This is a genomic window from Mycobacterium spongiae (genome assembly GCF_018278905.1).
Lineage (GTDB): Bacteria > Actinomycetota > Actinomycetes > Mycobacteriales > Mycobacteriaceae > Mycobacterium > Mycobacterium spongiae.
In genome coordinates, this window is the sequence record NZ_CP046600.1 from 5,037,005 (window position 1) to 5,055,027 (window position 18,023).

Consider the following 18,023-nt stretch of genomic DNA (forward strand, 5'->3'; position numbering starts at 1 on the left):
CCCGTAATGAGCGCTAACAATGTCGCGGACATCGCCGTTGTCGGCTTCGCGCATGCCCCGCATGTCCGCCGTACCGACGGCACCACCAATGGCGTCGAGATGCTGATGCCGTGCTTCGCCCGGCTCTACGACGAGCTCGGCATCACCAAGGCCGATATCGGATTCTGGTGTTCCGGCTCCTCGGACTACCTTGCTGGACGGGCGTTTTCGTTTATCTCGGCGATCGACTCGATCGGCGCGGTTCCGCCGATCAACGAATCGCACGTCGAAATGGACGCGGCCTGGGCCCTCTACGAGGCCTACATCAAAATCCTGACCGGCGAAGTCGACACCGCGCTGGTCTATGGCTTCGGCAAGTCCTCGGCCGGAATCCTGCGTCGCATCCTGTCGCGGCAAACCGACCCCTACACGGTCGCACCGCTATGGCCGGACGCGGTGTCGATGGCGGGTCTGCAAGCCCGCATGGGGCTCGACTCCGGCAAGTGGACCGAAATGCAGATGGCGCGAGTCGCCTTCGATTCCTTGGCGCACGCGCGCCGCACCGATTCCGTTGAACCGCCAGCCAACGTCGAGGAGTTGCTCGAACGGCCGTTCTTCGCTGATCCACTGCGGCGCCACGACATCGCCCCGATCACCGACGGCGCGGCCGCGATCGTTCTCGCGGCCGGCAACCGCGCGCGCGAGCTGCGGGAAAACCCAGCCTGGATCACCGGAATCGAACATCGCATCGATTCGCCGTCGTTGGGGGTACGTGACCTCACCGAATCGCCGTCGACAAGGGCCGCAGCCAGGGCCGCCACCGGCGGAAACACCGACACCCTCGACGTGGCCGAAATTTGCGCCCCCTTTACCCACCAGCATCTGATTCTCACGGAGGCCATCGGAATACCGGAGAAGGCGCAGGTCAATCCATCCGGTGGTGCGCTGGCGGCCAATCCCATGTTCGTCGCTGGTCTCGAGCGCATCGGCTTTGCGGCCCAACATATCTGGAACGGGTCGGCGCAGCGGGTGCTCGCGCACGCCACCAGCGGGCCCGCACTGCAGCAGAACCTGGTCGCGGTCATGGAAGGAAAGAACTGATGGGCGGTGCAGGGACGCACCTCGCCGCGGTGCTCGGTACCGGGCAGACGAAGTATGTGGCCAAGCGCCAGGACGTTTCGATGAACGGCATGGTCCGCGAAGCCATCGACCGGGCGCTGGCCGACTCCGGTTCGACGTTCGACGACATCGATGCCGTCGTCGTGGGCAAAGCCCCTGACTTCTTCGAAGGCGTCATGATGCCGGAGCTGTTCATGGCGGACGCTGTCGGCGCCACCGGTAAGCCCTTGATTCGGGTGCACACCGCCGGCTCGGTCGGCGGCTCGACCGGAGTGGTGGCGGCCAGCCTGGTGCAATCCGGCAAGTATCGACGCGTGCTGGCGATGGCATGGGAAAAGCAATCGGAATCAAATGCCATGTGGGCATTGTCAATTCCGGTCCCCTTCATCAAGCCAGTGGGCGCCGGCGCAGGCGGCTATTTCGCCCCGCATGTGCGGGCCTACATCCGCCGATCCTCCGCCCCGACGCACATCGGCGCCATGGTTGCGGTCAAGGACCGGCTCAACGGCAGCCGCAACCCGTTGGCGCACCTGCAGCAGGCCGATATCACGCAGGAAAAGGTGATGGAATCCCCCATGCTGTGGGATCCGATCCGCTACGACGAGACCTGCCCCTCGTCGGATGGCGCCTGCGCCGTGGTGATCGGTGACGAGGAAATCGCCGACGCGCGCCTGGCGCAAGGACATCCGGTGGCGTGGGTTCATGCCACCGCGCTGCGCACCGAACCGCTCGCGTTCTCCGGACGTGACCAAGTAAACCCGCAGGCGGGCCAAGATGCGGCCGCCGCGCTGTGGCAGGGAGCCGGAATCACCAACCCCCTCGACGAAATAGACGCCGCCGAAATCTACGTCCCGTTCTCGTGGTTCGAGCCAATGTGGTTGGAGAATCTCGGTTTTGCCGGCGAAGGCGAGGGCTGGAAGCTCACCGAGGCCGGTGAGACCGCGATCGGCGGACGGCTACCGGTGAATCCTTCCGGCGGTGTGCTGTGTTCGAATCCGATCGGCGCCTCCGGACTGATTCGGTTCGCCGAGGCGGCGATCCAAGTGATGGGCAAGGCCGAGGACCACCAAGTTCCGGGTGCGCGAAAGGCCTTGGGGCACGCCTATGGCGGCGGCTCGCAGTACTACTCCATGTGGGTGGTCGGCTGCGACAAGCCCGAAAGGACAACCACATGACCGCGACGCAAGCAGAACTCGAAAGCCCCGCGCACGAAGCCGGCCGTCGATCGCGGGCGGCCGTGCAAGCCCGCGACAAAGAAGCTTGGCTGGCCGTATTCGCCGACGATGCCATCGTGGAAGATCCCGTTGGCCCGTCGCCCTTCGACCCCGAGGGCAAGGGCCACCGGGGCCGCGACGCAATATCGGACTTCTGGGATAAAGCCATCGCATCGACCGACAAGATCGAGTTCTTCTTCCGCGACACCTACCGATGCGGCAACGAGGAAGCCAACGTGGGTCGCGTCGTGATCACGACCGGCGAATACCAGGTCACCGCCGAAGGGGTGTTCACCTACAAGGCCAACGACGCCGGCCAACTGGTGGCCCTGCGTGCATACTGGGAGATGGACCGCCTCACGGCCAGCGCGCAACGAGTCTAGGCGCCATTCGCCGAGATCGACGCCGGTGAGCCGGCTAGATCGGCTCCAGTCCAGCTACGTGCCGCTCTGCCAGATCACGGTAGGCCTGGGGATTGACGTTGACCCACATCTCCGCGCCCGTCCCGGCGATGGGCCCCTTCACCTTGGCCGGTGCCCCGGTCACCAGCATTCCATCCGGAATCTGGGTGCCGGCGACCACGAGGGAATGCGCCGCGATGAGGCAGCGCGCGCCGATCACCGCGCCGTCGAGAACCGTTGCGTGGTTGGCGATCAGCGCCTCGGATCCGACATGGACACCGTGGATCACGCACAGGTGCGCCACCGTCGCCCCCGGACCGATGTCGACCGGGATTCCGGGCGGGGCATGCAATACCGACCCGTCCTGCACATTGGCGCCCGCCCGCACGACAACCGGCGCGTAGTCGGCGCGCAGCACGGCGTTGAACCAGACTGACGCCCCAGCTTCGACGGTGACGTCGCCGACCAGGGTGGCGGTGGGGGCGACAAAAGCGCTGGGATCGACCCGTGGTGACCGACCCTCGAACGCGAACAGAGGCATCGTCTAGATATACGCCCGCGAGGCATATGCCGTGGCCAGGCGCGCCGTCATTGCGCGCGGCCACGGTAAAACTGTAACGTGTTCTAGTTAGAGATACCGATCTGGAGGTGACACGGTGAGTACCGACACAGGTAGCGTCGGCGTCCGGGAGATCGATGCCGGCACCCTGCCGACCAGGTATGCACGAGGCTGGCATTGCCTGGGCGTTGCAGAGGACTTCCTCGACGGCAAGCCGCACGGCGTCGAAGCGTTCGGCACCAAACTAGTGGTGTTCGCCGACTCAGACGGGGACCTGAAGATCCTCGACGGCTACTGCCGACACATGGGCGGCGACCTGTCGGAGGGCACCATCAAAGGCGACGCGGTCGCATGCCCGTTCCACGACTGGCGCTGGGGCGGTGACGGCCGATGCAAGTTGGTCCCGTACGCCAAGCGCACACCCAGGATGGCGCGCACCCGCTCGTGGGAGACCGACGTCCGTGGCGGGCTGCTGTTCGTCTGGCACGACCACGAAGGAAACCCGCCGGACCCGGCCGTTCGGATCCCCGAGATTCCCGAGGCGGCCAGCGACGAATGGACGCAGTGGCGCTGGAACCGCATCCTCATCGAGGGGTCGAACTGCCGCGACATCATTGACAATGTCACCGACATGGCGCACTTCTTCTACATCCATTTCGGGCTGCCGACATACTTCAAGAACGTTTTCGAGGGCCACATCGCCTCGCAGTACCTGCACAACGTTGGCCGGCCCGATATCAGCGATCTGGGAAGTCAGTACGGCGAAGCCCATCTGGATTCGGAGGCGTCCTACTTCGGGCCGTCCTTCATGATCAACTGGCTGCACAACAGCTACAGCGGCTACAAGTCCGAGTCCATCCTGATCAACTGCCACTACCCCGTGACACAGGACTCGTTCATGTTGCAGTGGGGCGTCATCGTCGAAAAGCCCACGGGCATGGACGAAAAGATGACAAACAAGCTGGCCAACGTGTTCACCGAGGGAGTCAGCAAGGGCTTTCTGCAGGACGTCGAAATCTGGAAGAACAAGACCAGGATCGACAATCCCCTTCTCGTCGAGGAAGACGGCGCGGTCTACCAGATGCGTCGCTGGTACGAGCAGTTTTATGTCGACGTCGCCGACATCAAGCCCGAGATGGTCGAACGCTTCGAGATGGAGGTGGACACCGCACGCGCGAACGAGTTCTGGAACGCTGAGGTCGCAGAGAACCTCAAGGCTCAGGATCTCGAGGCGGGTGCGGCCGAGTCGGCGTCCGACGACGTGCCCGCGGAACAACACTGACGAACATGAGCCAGCCCGGAGATCGGCCGGCGGTTCCCGATGTCGATCGGCTGGCCCGGTCGATGCTGCTGCTCCACGGTGATCAGCATGACCACGACCCGCCCAGCCGGACCGTCAGCAACGGCGAGTCCGGGCACTGGTCGAAGTCGAGGGATTTCACCAATGATCCGCAGCGTGCCGCAGCGGTCCGGGAAGCAAGCCTGGCCGACCGCGAACGCTACCTCACCGAGGGGCTGCAGCCGGTGGATTGCCGGTTCTGCCATGCCACCGTCACCGTCAAGAAGCTCGGGCCGGCCCACACCGCGGTGCAATGGAACACCGACGCCTCGCAGCGTTGCGCACATTTCGCCGAGGTGCGAGCATCCGGCGGAGAAACCGCCCGCACCAGGACATGCCCACGACTTACCGATAGCATCACGCATGCGGTGGCCGAAGGCTACCTTGAGCCAACACCCCACGGGCCCTACGGCTGAGCCGGCGGTATAGCGCGGCCGGAGGCTGGGTAGGCGCGCTACGAATGGAGAGCCTGCGTGAGCTTCGTTGTGCTACCACCGGAGATCAATTCGGTACTGATGTTTACCGGTGCCGGGTCCGGGCCGATGCTGGCTGCCGCGGTGTCCTGGGAAGGGCTAGCCAGGGAGCTGGACTCGGCCGCAGCCGGGTTCCGGTACGCCACCTCAACTCTGGTCCACGAGTCGTGGCAGGGTGCGGCGGCCATGGCGATGGCCGCCGCGGCGGCGCCCTATACGGGTTGGTTGTCCGAGGCCGCATCGCTGGCCGCGGTCTCGGCTAGCCGCGCCACGGCGGCTGCCACCGCGTTCGAGGCAGCGCGGGCGGCCACGGTGCACCCGGGCGTGGTGGCGGCCAACCGGTCGCTGCTGGTGTCATTGGTGCGGTCAAACCTGTTCGGGCTCAATGCTCCAGCGATCGCAGCCGCCGAGGCACAGTACGAGCAGATCTGGGCCCAGGATGTCGCTGCCATGTTCGAGTATCACGTCGGCGCCTCCGCATTGGCCGCGCAGCTGACGCCGTGGCAGCAGGCGGCGCTGAGCCTGCCCGGGCTGCAGGGATTGGTCGCCGGTGCGGGTAACCCGTTCGGCCAGCTCGCATCGGGCTTCAACCTCGGCTTGGGCAACATCGGCAGCGGAAACATCGGCAGCGGCAACACCGGCAGCTACAACCTGGGCTCCGGCAACGGCGGCCCCAGCACCACCAGCGGCGGCAACGGCAACGTGGGCTGGGGCAATTACGGCTCCTTCAACGTCGGCGCCGGCAACGGGAATGCGGCCATGGTCGCCGGCGGTTTGCCCTACCCGGGCGCGGCCGAGTACAACGTCGGCACCGGCAATATCGGCCTTCGCAACATCGGTTTAGGCAACGTCGGCACCGGCAATATCGGGTTCGGCAACGGAAATCTGGTCACCGCCCTCGCTGGAACCCCGTCCTTGTTCAACGTGGGCGCCGACAACATCGGCACCTACAACATGGGTATCGGCCATATCGGCAACAACAACTTCGGCATCGGCAACGTCGGCAACAACAACATCGGCATCGGCCTCATCGGCGACAACCAGATCGGCATCGGCGGCCTGAACGCCAATGGCATGGGTTGGAACTTCGGCGTGGGCAACAGCGGCAGCTTCAACCTCGGCTTCGCCAACACGGGCGACGGCAACATCGGTCTCGCGAATACCGGCAGCAATAACATCGGCATCGGACTTACCGGCGACAACCAGATCGGCATCAATTTCGCTGGCGGGCTGAACTCGGGCAGCGGCAACACCGGCTTGTTCAACTCCGGCACCAACAACTCCGGCTTCTTCAATTCGGGCAGCGACAACTGGGGTGTGGCGAATACTGGCAGCAACAACTGGGGCATGGTGAATTCGGGCACCGTCAACACCGGCATCGGCAACACCGGAACCACCAACTCCGGCTGGTGGAATGCCGGCAGCGGCAACACCGGATCCCTCAACGCGGGCAGCACCAACATGGGCCTGGCGAACTCGGGCAACGGCAACCTGGGCGCTTTCAATTCGGGAGGCGGCACGTCCGCGTTGTTCGGCCACGACATCGGCTTCTTCAACGCCGGCAACCACAACGTCGGCGCGTTCAATGCCGGTTTCGGCAATCTGGGCTGGTCCAACGCGGGCGTAGGCAATACCGGCGGGTTCAACGCCGGCGGCAACGACACCAACCCGGTATTTGGACCCGGGGTCATCGGTCAGGCTGGCAATACGGGCTTCTTCAACTCGGGCTTCACCAATACCGGCTTCTTCAACTCCGGCACCACCAACACCGGTTTCTGGAACTCGGGCAACGTCAATACCGGTTTCGGCGGCACCGGTAGCCATAGCGGCAACTCCGGCTTCGGGAACTCCGGTACCGGCAACTCTGGCTTCTTCAATTCGAGCAACTACAACTCCGGCTTTTCCAACTCGGCGCACAGCGCGATCACGGGCGGTGGCTACAACTCGGGCTGGGGGAACTCGGGCAGCGGCGGCACCAACGTCGGCTTCTTCAACTCGGGCGGCGGCGGCACCAACGTCGGCTTCTTCAACAGCGGCGACGAGGGCTTGCTCGTGGGCTGGTGGAATTCGGGCCACCACGACGTCGGCTTCATGAACTCGGGGTACTACAACACCGGCTTCTTCAACTTTGGCAACCATAGTTCGGGTATCGGTAACCAGGGTGCAGGCTTCGACTCGGGCTTCGGGAACTCGGGCGGGGGCGCTAGTTCGGGCGGGTTCAATGCCGGCACGGGGCAGTCTGGTTTCTTCAACGCGGCTTGAGGTCTGTCGGTGAGCAACCGCGGGTCACCGCCGCGGAATCGACTTACAGCCCGGCGAATTTCTCTCCGACCGCATCGGCCGTCAGCCCGTAGTCGGCCAACGAATAGGAGTGCTTGGGAGCTCGCGCACCCGTCTGGCTCTCGGCGTGGATTTTCTCCATGGCCACCCGCGCCGTGTCCGTGAGGGGCAGACCAAAATGCCGGTAGATATCGGCAACCGTTCCCATCGGGTCGGCGATCAAGTCACGGTAGTCGACGTCATAGAACTGAGCCGAATCATACTTGGCTCGTGCGGTATTGAACCGTTGCAAACCGCGAGACCAGGTTTCCATCGAGTCCGCGCCGATCTGGGCGCCGACGAACGTCGTCGACCACCCTTCGGCGGTGTGCTGAGCCAGCGAGCACATCGAGGCCATGATGGTCTCGACCGGCCGGTGCGTTTGTATCACCAGAGCGTCTGGATAGGTGGCCATCAATGCATCGAGTGCGAACAGATGGCTGGGATTCTTGAGAACCCAGCGCTTTTCGACATCGTTGAGTCCGATGAGCTGAAGGTTCTTGCGGTGCCGCCGATACGACGGCGTCCAGTCCTGCCGCGACAGCCAGTCAGCGTAGCCGGGAATGTGGGCCAGGGTTTCGTATGAGACCGAGTGCAGCGATTGCCGCAGTAGCTGCCAGCATTCCTCGAGTTCATACGCGGCCATGAAATGCAGCCCGGTATAGTCCGGATTCTGCTCGTGGTGCCGGGTGAATTGCTCGTCGAGCTGGCGGTAGAACGGGTTTGACTCCCAAGTGTCCCGGGGCGGGCGCGGTTGTGGGAACTCGGCGAGCCACAGGTGCAAACCTTGATGAGCCGGGTCGGCACCGAGCAGCCGGTGTAGCGCAGTCGTGCCGGTGCGCACCAGACCGGTGACGAAGATCGGACGTTCGATAGCGACGTCGGCGTGGTGCGGGTACTGCTTCCATGCGGCTTCGGATAGCAGCCTGGCTACCAGCGCGCCGCGCAGGAACACCCGATTCATCTTGCTGCCCAACTCCGTAAGACCGGCCTCAGCACGGTAGGAGTCCAGCAGCACGCCTAACGCTTCGCGATAATTGTCGTCGTCACTGCCGAAATCGTCGAGCCCAACCAGTTTGGTGGCCGATGCGTGCAGCTCGTCGACGGTCCCAACATCGGTGCGATGGGTCATCAGGTGTGGTACTCCCCGCAGTTGACGTCCATGGTCTGGCCGGTGATGCCACTGGACAGGTCGCTGGCCAAGAACAGAATCGCCGAGGCCACCTCGTCTTCGGTGGGCAAGCGCTTCAGGTCGGAATTCGCCGCGGTGGCCTGGTAGATCTGGTCCACGGTCGTGCCATACTTGCCGGCCTGGTGCTCGAAATAGCCTCGCAACGTATCCCCCCAGATATAGCCAGGTGCCACGGAATTGACTCGGATTCCCTGCTCGCCTAGCTCGGTGGCCAGCGACTGAGACATGGCCAGCAGCGTTGACTTGGCCATCTTGTAGGCGCCGTATTTTGCTTGGGAGTGCCGGATCACCATGGAGTTGACGTTGACGATCGATCCGTGAGACTCGGCCAATGCCGGGGTGAAGGCCTGGATGAGCCGCAGCGCCCCGAGCGCGCTGAGTTCGATCGCGTCGCGGATGTGCTGAAATGTCGTGCCGGCCAGTGGCTTCATCGACGGGACTCGGAACGCGTTGTTGATCAGTACGTCGACCTTGCCGTAGGCGGCCATGGTCGACTCGACGAGGGACACCACGTCATCGTCGTCGGTGATGTCGGCGCGCACAGTCACTGCCCGGCGGCCGATATCGGTGATCTGCTTGGCGACACTGTCCAGCCGTTCGGGGGTGCGCGCCGCCAGCACCAGGTCGGCGCCGTCGTGCGCGCACCGCTGCGCGAGCGTGGTCCCGAGCCCGGGGCCGACACCGCTGATGACGACTACCTTTGACGCGAGCATCCCGGTCATCGCTGATCCTTCGTCAACCCAACATCCTGACTGCAATCTGGCTTTGTCGCAACGCGATTCGCGCCCGCCAATCCTCTGCGGAAATCTTGTTCTGCGGAAAATACGGTAACGCTGCCGGCACCGCGTCGAAGTCGACTACCTCAACGGTGGGTCCGTCGGCCGCGCTGAGTTCACGGGAGACGCGCTGCCAGCGGAACTGGAGAAAACCACGCCGGTGACCCAGGGTTTCGACCCAGTTGGTCACGCCGGGATTCTGATCGGCCACGACGATGCGGACTTTCCCGTCGGGGTCCGCCTGAGCCTGGCTGGCGTTCAGCGATGTCTGGTGGTTGATGTAGTCCAGCGAGATGTACCACATGCTGCCGAGCTGGAAGCCGAGATAGGGGGCATCGGTGACCGGAACGGTGATCACTAGCGCCTGATCGGGGCGCAGGTCGAAGTGCCCGGCCGACGAATACTGAGTTGCCAGGCCACCTGGCGTCAGCCGGGGCGAAACCATGGTATTGACCGGAATGTTGAGATAGAACCACTGCGGGAACTGCAGCCAGGTCTTGACCCGGCCCACAAGTTGCTTGCCCGCTGTGGCATAACGCTTTTCGATGGTCTCCCGAGTCGGCGGCGGCGGCGCGGTGCCCGCAGTGTCCAGCCTGGAAATGGCCACAGTGCCACGCTGCTGCGACCAGTCGCCGTACACCTCACGGATCACGAGCTGTCCGGGGCTGGTGGGCCGTAGCCGCCACTGGAAGCTGCCGTCAGCAGCGATGTCGAGTTCGCGGTCATCGAATGCGACCTGGCTGGCGGGAACGTTGTCGTCGGTGTATTCGCCGCCGAGCACCTGGAAACTGAGGTCTGTGGTGGTCCCGCGCACGCCGGTGACGACGTAATCGTGGTCGGCGTGCACCCGCGTCCCGAAATAGAGGGTGTCGGGGTTGTCTAGGCCCATCTTGGTGAATGGCCCGGTGCCCGCCAGCAGCAACGGGTGGTCTCGTTCGTAGTCGAAGGCCAAATGCATACAGCCGGCAATGCAGCCGGCTAGATACTGCAGCCCTTCGAGCAGGTCGGCTTCGGTCGCTATGTGGCCAGCGGCAGCTACCAGCTGCTCGGCTTCCGCGATCGCTTCGGTCAGCGGGTTGGAGAACACGACTTCGACGCTAGAACGTGTTCCTGTTTTGAGTCAATGGCGAACCTTCACGCCCAGGCTCAGCGCAGATCATCGGCTGTCGACGACTAGGAGGTGTAGGTCATCGCGACCGACCCGGATCGCCACCAGCGCGACCCGCTCCGGCCCGACTGGCCCCGGTCAGCTCTTGGCCTCGCCCAACGCGCCGACGGGCCGACTCTCAGGGTGCGAGGCGTCCCACTGCTCCTCGATGCGGGTTACCCGGCGACGCTCCACGACGATCCAGAGCGCTCCAGCGACCACTCCGAGCACTGAAATGAGCACCGTCGTGGCAAGCCACTCATAGTGCCGGTAGGCCGCGGCGGCCACCGTGCTCATCAGCCCTAACAACGCGACGACCAACAGGATTAATCCTGGCCAGAAGAAATTGTCCTTCATGGTGATACCAGCGCGCGGTTGCGTGGTCCGGGAATGATCCGTTGGATCGTGGTGCGTGTCGCCCATCACATCTCCCTCCGCCGTCGGACGAGATAACAAAATGCTACCCATTTGACGCACCTGGCGAAATGCGGAATTTTTTTGCCGCTGGTCAGCAGCTGAGCCGTCCCGACGATCGCAAGCCGACTGGCGACGCGCCACCGGTGCGGTCATTGCCGACGCGGCCAGCGCCGGCGCCCCAAAGCTGACCTCGCGCAACCAGATACAAGGCCGACGAATCCGCGGGCGCTCGGCGGCTGACTGCGCAGGAACACACTGTCACGACCACGGCTACCACGTGCGCGGGCCGCGAATGCGTTAGGCCGAGCTGACCTCGGTGCGGTCGAACAGGTCGGGCACTGAAATGGCGCCGACCGTGGCCACCAGCCAGATCACCACAGTTGCCGCCACCCAGGACGCACCACCATTAATAGCCAGGCCATCGCTCAACGCCGAGCCGACGAGCAAGGCGACGATGGTCATAGCCAGGCCGGTGCCCCCAAGGAGCAGCGACGCGTAACCGTGAGGCAACCGCAGGATCAACAACGACAGGGCCGCCTGCGCTACCGAGAACACGACCACGGCAAGGATGAACCCCGACACCGACAACGAAACTCCAGGAACAACCCACGCCGCCACCAGTAGTCCGATCGCCCACGATCCCAGAAGCACAATCGCCCGCATCAAGACTCGTGTCATAACAACAACTGTATGCCTCGGCACTGTGGCTGTGAAGAACCTCGTTTGCTCATCACCATGTCCGAACCTTCATCGATGGCGGGCACGACCTGGCAACGCGAGTTCGGGTCGGCAATCAGCGAATACGGCGCTGTCGTGATCGCCCGGCGAGGTTAGCGAAAGTGACTGCCCCACAACGATGAATGGGAGTGTGAGCGATCGTCTGATTTGACGACTACCCCGGTTGGTCGACGAACGACATCGTCAACGCGTAGCAGCGGCGCCGCTGTCTTGCTCGCGTTTGATCTCCAGCGCGATGTCTATCAGCTGGTCTTCCTGGCCGCCGATGAGTTTGCGCTGACCGGCCCGGTGCAGCAATTGGTGCGCCGGGACGTCGTAGCGCTCGGACTGGCGAACGGCATGCTTGAGGAAGCTCGAGTACACCCCCGAGTACCCCATGATCAGCGCATTGCGGTCCAGCAGGCACTCGGCCGGCATGGCCGGGCGCACGATGTCCTCCGCGGCGTCGGCGATGTCGAAGAAGTCGATGCCCGTCTTGACGCCGATCTTGTCGAAGACCCCGATCAGGGCTTCCACCGGCGCGTTGCCGGCACCCGCACCGAACCGGCGCACGCTGCCGTCGATCTGTTTGGCGCCCGCTCGCACCGCCTCCACCGAATTGGCCACCCCCAGGCCGAGGTTTTCATGCCCATGAAAACCAACTTGGGCATCCTCGCCCAGTTCAGCGACCAGGGCCGACACTCGGTCGGCCACGCCGTCGAGCACCAACGCTCCGGCGGAGTCCACGACGTAGACGCATTGGCAACCGGCATCGGCCATGATGCGGGCCTGAGCGGCCAGTTTCTCCGGCGGAATGGTGTGAGCCATCATCAAGAATCCGACGGTTTCCAGGCCCAGCTCGCGGGCCAGACCAAAATGCTGAATTGACACGTCAGCCTCGGTGCAGTGGGTGGCGATCCGGCAGATGGAACCGCCATTGTCCTGCGCTTCTTTGATGTCTTCTTTGGTGCCCACTCCCGGCAGCATGAGAAACGCAATCCGGGCGTCTTTGGCGGTCTGGGCTGCGAGCTTGATCAATTCCTGCTCGGGGGTCTTGGAGAAGCCGTAATTGAACGAGGAGCCACCCAACCCGTCGCCGTGAGTCACCTCGATCACCGGCACGCCGGCGGCGTCGAGCGCGGCCACGATCGCACCGACTTCGTCCTTGGTGAACTGGTGACGCTTGTGATGCGACCCATCGCGTAGCGACGTGTCGGTGATCCGTACGTCCCACGAGCCCTCAAGAATATGGCCGGTCATCGCGCGCCTCCTACTGGCTGCTGCTCGTCGCGCGAGCGCTCATCGCCGCACAGCGTCTCCTTGGCGATCTCCTCGCCCACCTTGGTCGCCGCCGCCGTCATGATGTCGAGATTGCCCGCGTACGGCGGCAAGTAATCGCCGGCACCCTCAACCTCGACGAATGTCGTGACCACAGCCCGGCCGCCCGAATTGAGGGACGGCTCGTCGAACTGCGGATCGTTGAGCAGCCGGTACCCGGGAACGTAGGTCTGCACCTCGGCGACCACCTCGTGGATCGAGATGGCGATCGCATCGCGGTCGGCGTCCTCGGGAATCGCGCAGAAGATGGTGTCGCGCATGATCATCGGCGGGTCAGCCGGGTTCAGGATGATGATCGCCTTGCCCCGAGCCGCGCCGCCGATCGTCTCGACCCCGCGAGACGTGGTCTTGGTGAACTCGTCGATGTTGGCCCTCGTCCCGGGCCCGGCTGAGACCGAAGCAACCGAGGCCACAATCTCGGCATACGGCACCCCGCCGTAGTCGGCGACGGCACGTTGCACGGCGTACACGATCGGAATCGTCGCCTGTCCCCCGCAGGTGATCATGTTGACGTTCGGCGCGGCCAGATGCTCGCGTAGGTTCGCCGGCGGGATCACCGCGGGGCCGACCGCGGCCGGCGTCAGGTCAATGGCCCGGATCCCCGCGTCCGCATACTTCGGCGCCGCGTCCTTGTGTACGTAGGCGCTGGTCGCCTCGAACACCAGGTCGGGTTTGTCGGACTGCTCGAGCAGCCAGTCGACCCCCTTGTGGGTGGTCTCCAAACCCAGCTTGGCTGCCCTCGCCAGCCCCTCGCTGTCCGGGTCGATGCCTACCATCCACCGCGGGTGCAGCCAATCCGATCGCAGCAGCTTGTAGAGCAGGTCCGTGCTGATATTCCCCGACCCGACAATGGCTACATCCAGGGCCGCATCTCGGGCCGTTTTTGCCTTCGACGGCATGTTGCTCCTCTTACTGCTCTTGATATTCGAAGCTAATTCGAAATCATTCGAACGACAACCGAACCGAACCCAGTCCCGTGAAGTCGGCGACGAACTGGTCGCCAGCGTTCACATCGACCGCGAACGTGCATGACCCGGGCAGCACAATGTCACCCTTGCGCAGCCTTACCCCGAAACCTTCCACTATGCGAGCTAGCCAGGCAACGGCGGTGGCCGGATCGCCCAACACGGCGTCGCTGCGGCCCTCGGCGACTACCTCCCCGTTGCGCGTCAGCACCGCGTCGATCCCCTTGAGGTCGATATCGGCAGGCGGCACGCGGGCCGCACCCAGCGCGAAACCTGCCGCCGACGCGTTGTCCGCGATGGTGTCGCAGATCGCGATCTTCCAGTCGGTGATCCTGGTATCGATGAGTTCGATGGCGGGAACAACGGCCTCAGTAGCCGCGACTACGTCGTCTTCGCTGCAGTCGGCACCTGGCAGGTCGGCGCCCAGGATGAAGCCCACTTCGACCTCAACCCGCGGAGCCAGGTAGCTCGACGCCTTGACCGGGGTGTCTTCGAACACCTGCATGTCGTCGAGCAAATGCCCGTAGTCCGGCTCGTCGACCCCCATCATCTGTTGCATGATCGGCGACGACAGCCCGACTTTGTGACCCACGACACGTGCACCCTCGGCCACCCGCTGACGGATATTGATCAGCTGGATCTCGTAGGCGTCGACGACGTCGATATCCGGATGGCTTGCCGTCAACTGACCAATCGACTGGCGGCTCCGCTCGGCCTGCGCCAAGTCGGCGGCCAACTCTCGACGGGTCGCAACACGCAGCATAAACTCCGAAGTCCCCTCGTCTCGAACCATTCCTTGTGACCGGGCCAGTAGCGCCCAACCCGGGCAATTCTATAACGTGTTCTACATGACAGCACAGGAGTTCGACGTCGTCGTCGTAGGCAGCGGCGGCGCCGGCATGGTAGCTGCCCTTGCGGCCGCCCACCGCGGCCTCTCGACAATAGTCATCGAGAAGGCGCCCCACTTCGGCGGATCAACCGCACGCTCGGGGGGCGGCGTCTGGATTCCCAACAACGAGGTCCTCAAGCGCACTGGCGTGCGGGACACCCCCGAGGCGGCGCGCACCTATTTGCACGGCATCATCGGGGATATCGTCGAACCGGAGCGCATTGACACCTACCTCGACCGTGGGCCCGAGATGCTGTCCTTTGTGTTGCAGCACACGCCGTTGAAGATGTGCTGGGTGCCGGGTTACTCCGACTACTACCCGGAGGCGCCGGGCGGCCGGCCCGGCGGCCGCTCAATCGAGCCGAAGCCGTTCAACGCCAAAAAGCTGGGCGCCGACATGCCCGGCCTGGAGCCGCCCTACGGCAAGGTTCCCTTGAACGTGGTCGTGATGCAGCAAGACTATATGCGTCTAAACCAGCTCAAGCGGCACCCACGGGGGGTGCTGCGCAGCCTGAGGGTTGGTGCCCGCACCATGTGGGCAAAGGTAACCGGTAAGAACCTCGTTGGCATGGGGCGAGCCTTGATCGGTCCGTTGCGGATCGGGCTGCAGCGCGCCGGTGTGCCCGTTGAACTCAACACCGCGCTCACCGACCTCTACGTCGAGGACGGGCCCAATGGCGGAGTGCGCGGGGTCTACGTCCGCCACACCGATGAGTCTGAATCGGCGGAGCCGCAATTGATCCGGGCTCGCCGGGGCGTCATCCTCGCCTGTGGTGGTTTTGACCACAACGAGCAGATGCGAGTGAAGTACCAGCGCGCGCCCATTACCACGGATTGGACCGTCGGCGCGAAGGCCAACACCGGGGACGGGATCGTTGCCGGTGAGAAGCTCGGTGCTGCGTTGGATCTGATGGACGATGCCTGGTGGGGGCCGACGGTGCCGCTGGTCGGCAAACCATGGTTCGCGCTGTCGGAGCGCAACTCCCCCGGCTCAATCATCGTCAATATGTCGGGCAAGCGTTTCATGAATGAATCGATGCCCTACGTCGAAGCGTGCCATCACATGTACGGCGGCAAGTACGGTCAGGGGCCCGGGCCTGGTGAAAACATTCCCGCATGGCTGGTGTTCGACCAGCGATACCGGGATCGCTACATCTTCGCTGGACTGCAGCCCGGACAACGCATTCCGCGCAGATGGCTCGATACCGGTGTGATAATCCAGGCCGATACTCTCGAGGAACTGGCCGCCAAAGCGGGCCTGCCGGCGGACGAGTTCATCGCGACCACCCACCGCTTCAACGGCTTTGCGCGCTCGGGCGTCGACGAGGACTACCACCGCGGGGAAAGCGCTTACGACAAGTACTACGGCGACCCGACCAACAAGCCCAATCCCAACCTCGGCGAGATCAACCACCCGCCCTACTACGCCGCAAAGATGGTGCCCGGAGACTTGGGGACCAAAGGCGGAATCCGCACCGATGTCTACGGCCGAGCGCTCCGCGACGACGGCAGCGTCATCGAAGGCCTATACGCCGCCGGCAATGTCAGTTCCCCCGTGATGGGGCACACCTACCCCGGGCCGGGCGGCACCATTGGGCCGGCGATGACGTTCGGCTACCTCGCCGCACTGCATATCGCCGATCAAGGGGCTGATCAAGGCGGGGCAAGCTAGCATGCCGATCGATGTCGACGTCGCGCTCGGCGCGCAGCTGGAACCGGTCGAACTCTCCTGGGCAAGCAGCGATGTGCAGCTCTACCATCTGGGACTGGGGGCCGGAGCCGATCCGATGGATCCCCGCGAGTTGCGGTATCTGGTCGATGCAACGCCCCAGGTGCTGCCGACCTTCGCGACCGTGGCCGCCACCTTCGGGGCCACCGAGCCGCCGACAGTCCAGTTCCCCGGCATCGACATCGAGCTGAGCAAGGTCCTACACGCCAGCGAACGGGTGGAAGCGCCCGCACCACTGCCCCCATCGGGCTCCGCGAGGGCGATCACCAGGTTCACCGACATCTGGGACAAGGGCAAGGCTGCTGTGATCTGGAGTGAGACCACGGTGACTACTCCGGACGGCGCACACCTATGGACGCAGAAGCGGTCGATCTTCGCCCGCGGCGAAGGCGGATTCGGTGGAGAACGCGGGCCATCCATGTCGGACGCGCCACCGCAACGGGCACCCGATGTGGAGGTCGCGATGCCGATACTGCCGCAGCAGGCGCTGCTGTATCGGCTCTGCGGCGATCGCAATCCGCTGCACTCCGATCCCGAATTCGCTGCCGCCGCAGGTTTTCCCCAGCCCATTCTGCACGGCCTATGCACCTACGGCATGACCTGCAAGGCCATCACCGACGCGGTATTGGATGGCGACGCTGCGGCCGTCGCCGCCTACGGCGCTCGCTTCGCGGGTGTCGCGTTCCCGGGCGAAACGCTGACGGTCAACATCTGGAAGGACGACGACCGCGTCGTGGCCAGCGTCGTCGCGCCATCGCGCGACAACGCCGTAGTGCTGTCCGGCGTCGAACTGATCGCGGCCTAGACGCCCAGCGTCGCGCCGCAGTCACGTTCGATCGCCGGCGTGACTGTATCGTCACGCTCGCCGAGCCAGTGCGGCGCGAACGCTATGGGAATCTGGGTCTGTGGCCTCGGCAGGCCCGCCCGCACCAGAATCACCCGCAGCCAGCTCTCTTTCGGTGACTGCGCACCGGCATCGACGAGCTCCACCGACTCGCGTGCACGCTTGACACCACGACGGCCCCGACAGCGTTGCACAAGAAATTTCACCTCGCAGGTCTTGAGTTCGCAGGCGCGTGCGAGCGCATCAACGGCGGGCACCGCAGTCAACGTCGGGTACCAGCATGCGAGATCGAGCGCAGTTCGCGCAGGGGTGGTAACCGCAACGCCTTCGACGACCTGCACCTCGTCGGGGCTGCGGCGATCGGACCATACACGAAGCCCCGGCAGGCGATTTCGGTTGCGCCGAATGAGCTCGGCGGGCCGTGTCGGATCAACCCACTTGCTGCCATACAGCGCAGCCGAGAATCCCGCAAAGATGCCGCGCCGCCGCGACCACAACCACGCGGCTTTCGCCTGCACTACCGGCGTTAGATCGGCGTCTGGACTGATGTAGACGGAACACCCGGCGGTACCGACAACGCAGCTGGTTGTGCGAGGAAATCCCCGC

Annotated in this window: 18 protein-coding genes; 8 read left to right on the top strand and 10 right to left on the bottom strand. The window is 64.3% G+C overall.

Translation table 11 applies throughout. From position 1 onward, the window contains the following. Nucleotides 1-6 precede the first annotated feature (6 nt). The 3 genes from F6B93_RS20255 to F6B93_RS20265 are packed head-to-tail and all read left to right on the top strand — an operon-like array spanning nucleotide 7 to nucleotide 2,695. Nucleotides 7-1,080 (top strand): thiolase domain-containing protein, encoded by a 1,074-nt coding sequence (locus F6B93_RS20255; RefSeq protein ID WP_211696668.1) that lies wholly within the window; start codon nucleotides 7-9, stop codon nucleotides 1,078-1,080. Beyond that, complete coding sequence (locus F6B93_RS20260) at nucleotides 1,080-2,273, top strand: thiolase domain-containing protein (RefSeq protein WP_211696669.1); 1,194 nt, start codon at nucleotides 1,080-1,082, stop codon at nucleotides 2,271-2,273. The genes F6B93_RS20255 and F6B93_RS20260 overlap by 1 nt, the downstream gene beginning before the upstream one ends. Further along, on the top strand, nucleotides 2,270-2,695 hold the full coding sequence (locus F6B93_RS20265) for a nuclear transport factor 2 family protein (protein ID WP_211696670.1): 426 nt from the start codon (nucleotides 2,270-2,272) through the stop codon (nucleotides 2,693-2,695). Before F6B93_RS20260 ends, F6B93_RS20265 begins: the two co-directional genes overlap by 4 nt. Nucleotides 2,696-2,729: 34 nt before the next feature. Here F6B93_RS20265 and F6B93_RS20270 read toward each other — a convergent pair whose 3' ends face one another. Continuing rightward, complete coding sequence (locus F6B93_RS20270; protein ID WP_211696671.1) at nucleotides 2,730-3,254, bottom strand: gamma carbonic anhydrase family protein; 525 nt, start codon at nucleotides 3,252-3,254, stop codon at nucleotides 2,730-2,732. A gap of 115 nt (nucleotides 3,255-3,369) precedes the next feature. Between F6B93_RS20270 and F6B93_RS20275 the strand changes: the two genes are divergently transcribed. Genes F6B93_RS20275 through F6B93_RS20285 form a run of 3 tightly spaced genes read left to right on the top strand, consistent with a single transcriptional unit; the run spans nucleotide 3,370 to nucleotide 7,346 of the window. Next, on the top strand, nucleotides 3,370-4,554 hold the full coding sequence (locus F6B93_RS20275; RefSeq protein WP_211696672.1) for a 3-ketosteroid-9-alpha-monooxygenase, oxygenase component: 1,185 nt from the start codon (nucleotides 3,370-3,372) through the stop codon (nucleotides 4,552-4,554). Nucleotides 4,555-4,559: 5 nt separating this feature from the next. Next, nucleotides 4,560-5,027, top strand: coding sequence for a hypothetical protein (locus tag F6B93_RS20280; protein ID WP_211696673.1), 468 nt, complete (start codon nucleotides 4,560-4,562; stop codon nucleotides 5,025-5,027). Between the two features lie 57 nt (nucleotides 5,028-5,084). Then, entirely contained in the window at nucleotides 5,085-7,346 is a 2,262-nt protein-coding gene (locus tag F6B93_RS20285; protein WP_211696674.1) for a PPE family protein, read from the top strand. Between the two features lie 43 nt (nucleotides 7,347-7,389). Here the strand turns inward: F6B93_RS20285 and F6B93_RS20290 are convergent, their stop codons facing one another. The 8 genes from F6B93_RS20290 to F6B93_RS20325 form a co-directional block, all read right to left on the bottom strand. Further along, a complete protein-coding gene (locus F6B93_RS20290; protein ID WP_211696675.1) occupies nucleotides 7,390-8,535 on the bottom strand; it encodes a sulfotransferase family protein in 1,146 nt (381 codons plus the stop codon). Next, on the bottom strand, nucleotides 8,535-9,317 hold the full coding sequence (locus tag F6B93_RS20295; protein ID WP_211696676.1) for an SDR family oxidoreductase: 783 nt from the start codon (nucleotides 9,315-9,317) through the stop codon (nucleotides 8,535-8,537). Before F6B93_RS20295 ends, F6B93_RS20290 begins: the two co-directional genes overlap by 1 nt. Before the next feature lie 13 nt (nucleotides 9,318-9,330). Further along, a complete protein-coding gene (locus F6B93_RS20300) occupies nucleotides 9,331-10,458 on the bottom strand; it encodes a hypothetical protein (RefSeq protein WP_211696677.1) in 1,128 nt (375 codons plus the stop codon). Nucleotides 10,459-10,617: 159 nt separating this feature from the next. After that, the gene (gene usfY, locus F6B93_RS20305) at nucleotides 10,618-10,941 is read right to left on the bottom strand and encodes a protein UsfY (protein ID WP_211696678.1); all 324 of its coding nucleotides are present in this window, start codon (nucleotides 10,939-10,941) and stop codon (nucleotides 10,618-10,620) included. A 291-nt stretch (nucleotides 10,942-11,232) separates the two neighbouring features. Next, entirely contained in the window at nucleotides 11,233-11,613 is a 381-nt protein-coding gene (locus F6B93_RS20310; RefSeq protein WP_211696679.1) for a phage holin family protein, read from the bottom strand. 243 nt (nucleotides 11,614-11,856) lie between these two features. After that, nucleotides 11,857-12,912, bottom strand: coding sequence for a 4-hydroxy-2-oxovalerate aldolase (dmpG, locus tag F6B93_RS20315; RefSeq protein ID WP_211696680.1), 1,056 nt, complete (start codon nucleotides 12,910-12,912; stop codon nucleotides 11,857-11,859). Next, nucleotides 12,909-13,889 (bottom strand): acetaldehyde dehydrogenase (acetylating), encoded by a 981-nt coding sequence (locus F6B93_RS20320; protein ID WP_211696681.1) that lies wholly within the window; start codon nucleotides 13,887-13,889, stop codon nucleotides 12,909-12,911. The genes dmpG and F6B93_RS20320 overlap by 4 nt, the downstream gene beginning before the upstream one ends. A 43-nt stretch (nucleotides 13,890-13,932) precedes the next feature. Continuing rightward, a complete protein-coding gene (locus F6B93_RS20325) occupies nucleotides 13,933-14,718 on the bottom strand; it encodes a 2-keto-4-pentenoate hydratase (RefSeq protein ID WP_211696682.1) in 786 nt (261 codons plus the stop codon). Nucleotides 14,719-14,803: 85 nt separating this feature from the next. Here F6B93_RS20325 and kstD point away from each other — a divergent pair, with 85 nt between their 5' ends. Both kstD and F6B93_RS20335 read left to right on the top strand, forming a co-directional pair. Beyond that, the gene (gene kstD / locus F6B93_RS20330) at nucleotides 14,804-16,516 is read left to right on the top strand and encodes a 3-oxosteroid 1-dehydrogenase (protein WP_211696683.1); all 1,713 of its coding nucleotides are present in this window, start codon (nucleotides 14,804-14,806) and stop codon (nucleotides 16,514-16,516) included. A 1-nt stretch (nucleotide 16,517) separates the two neighbouring features. After that, entirely contained in the window at nucleotides 16,518-17,378 is an 861-nt protein-coding gene (locus tag F6B93_RS20335) for a MaoC/PaaZ C-terminal domain-containing protein (protein WP_211696684.1), read from the top strand. Here the strand turns inward: F6B93_RS20335 and F6B93_RS20340 are convergent. Further along, complete coding sequence (locus tag F6B93_RS20340; protein ID WP_211696685.1) at nucleotides 17,375-17,935, bottom strand: hypothetical protein; 561 nt, start codon at nucleotides 17,933-17,935, stop codon at nucleotides 17,375-17,377. The genes F6B93_RS20335 and F6B93_RS20340 overlap by 4 nt on opposite strands. Nucleotides 17,936-18,023 lie beyond the last annotated feature (88 nt).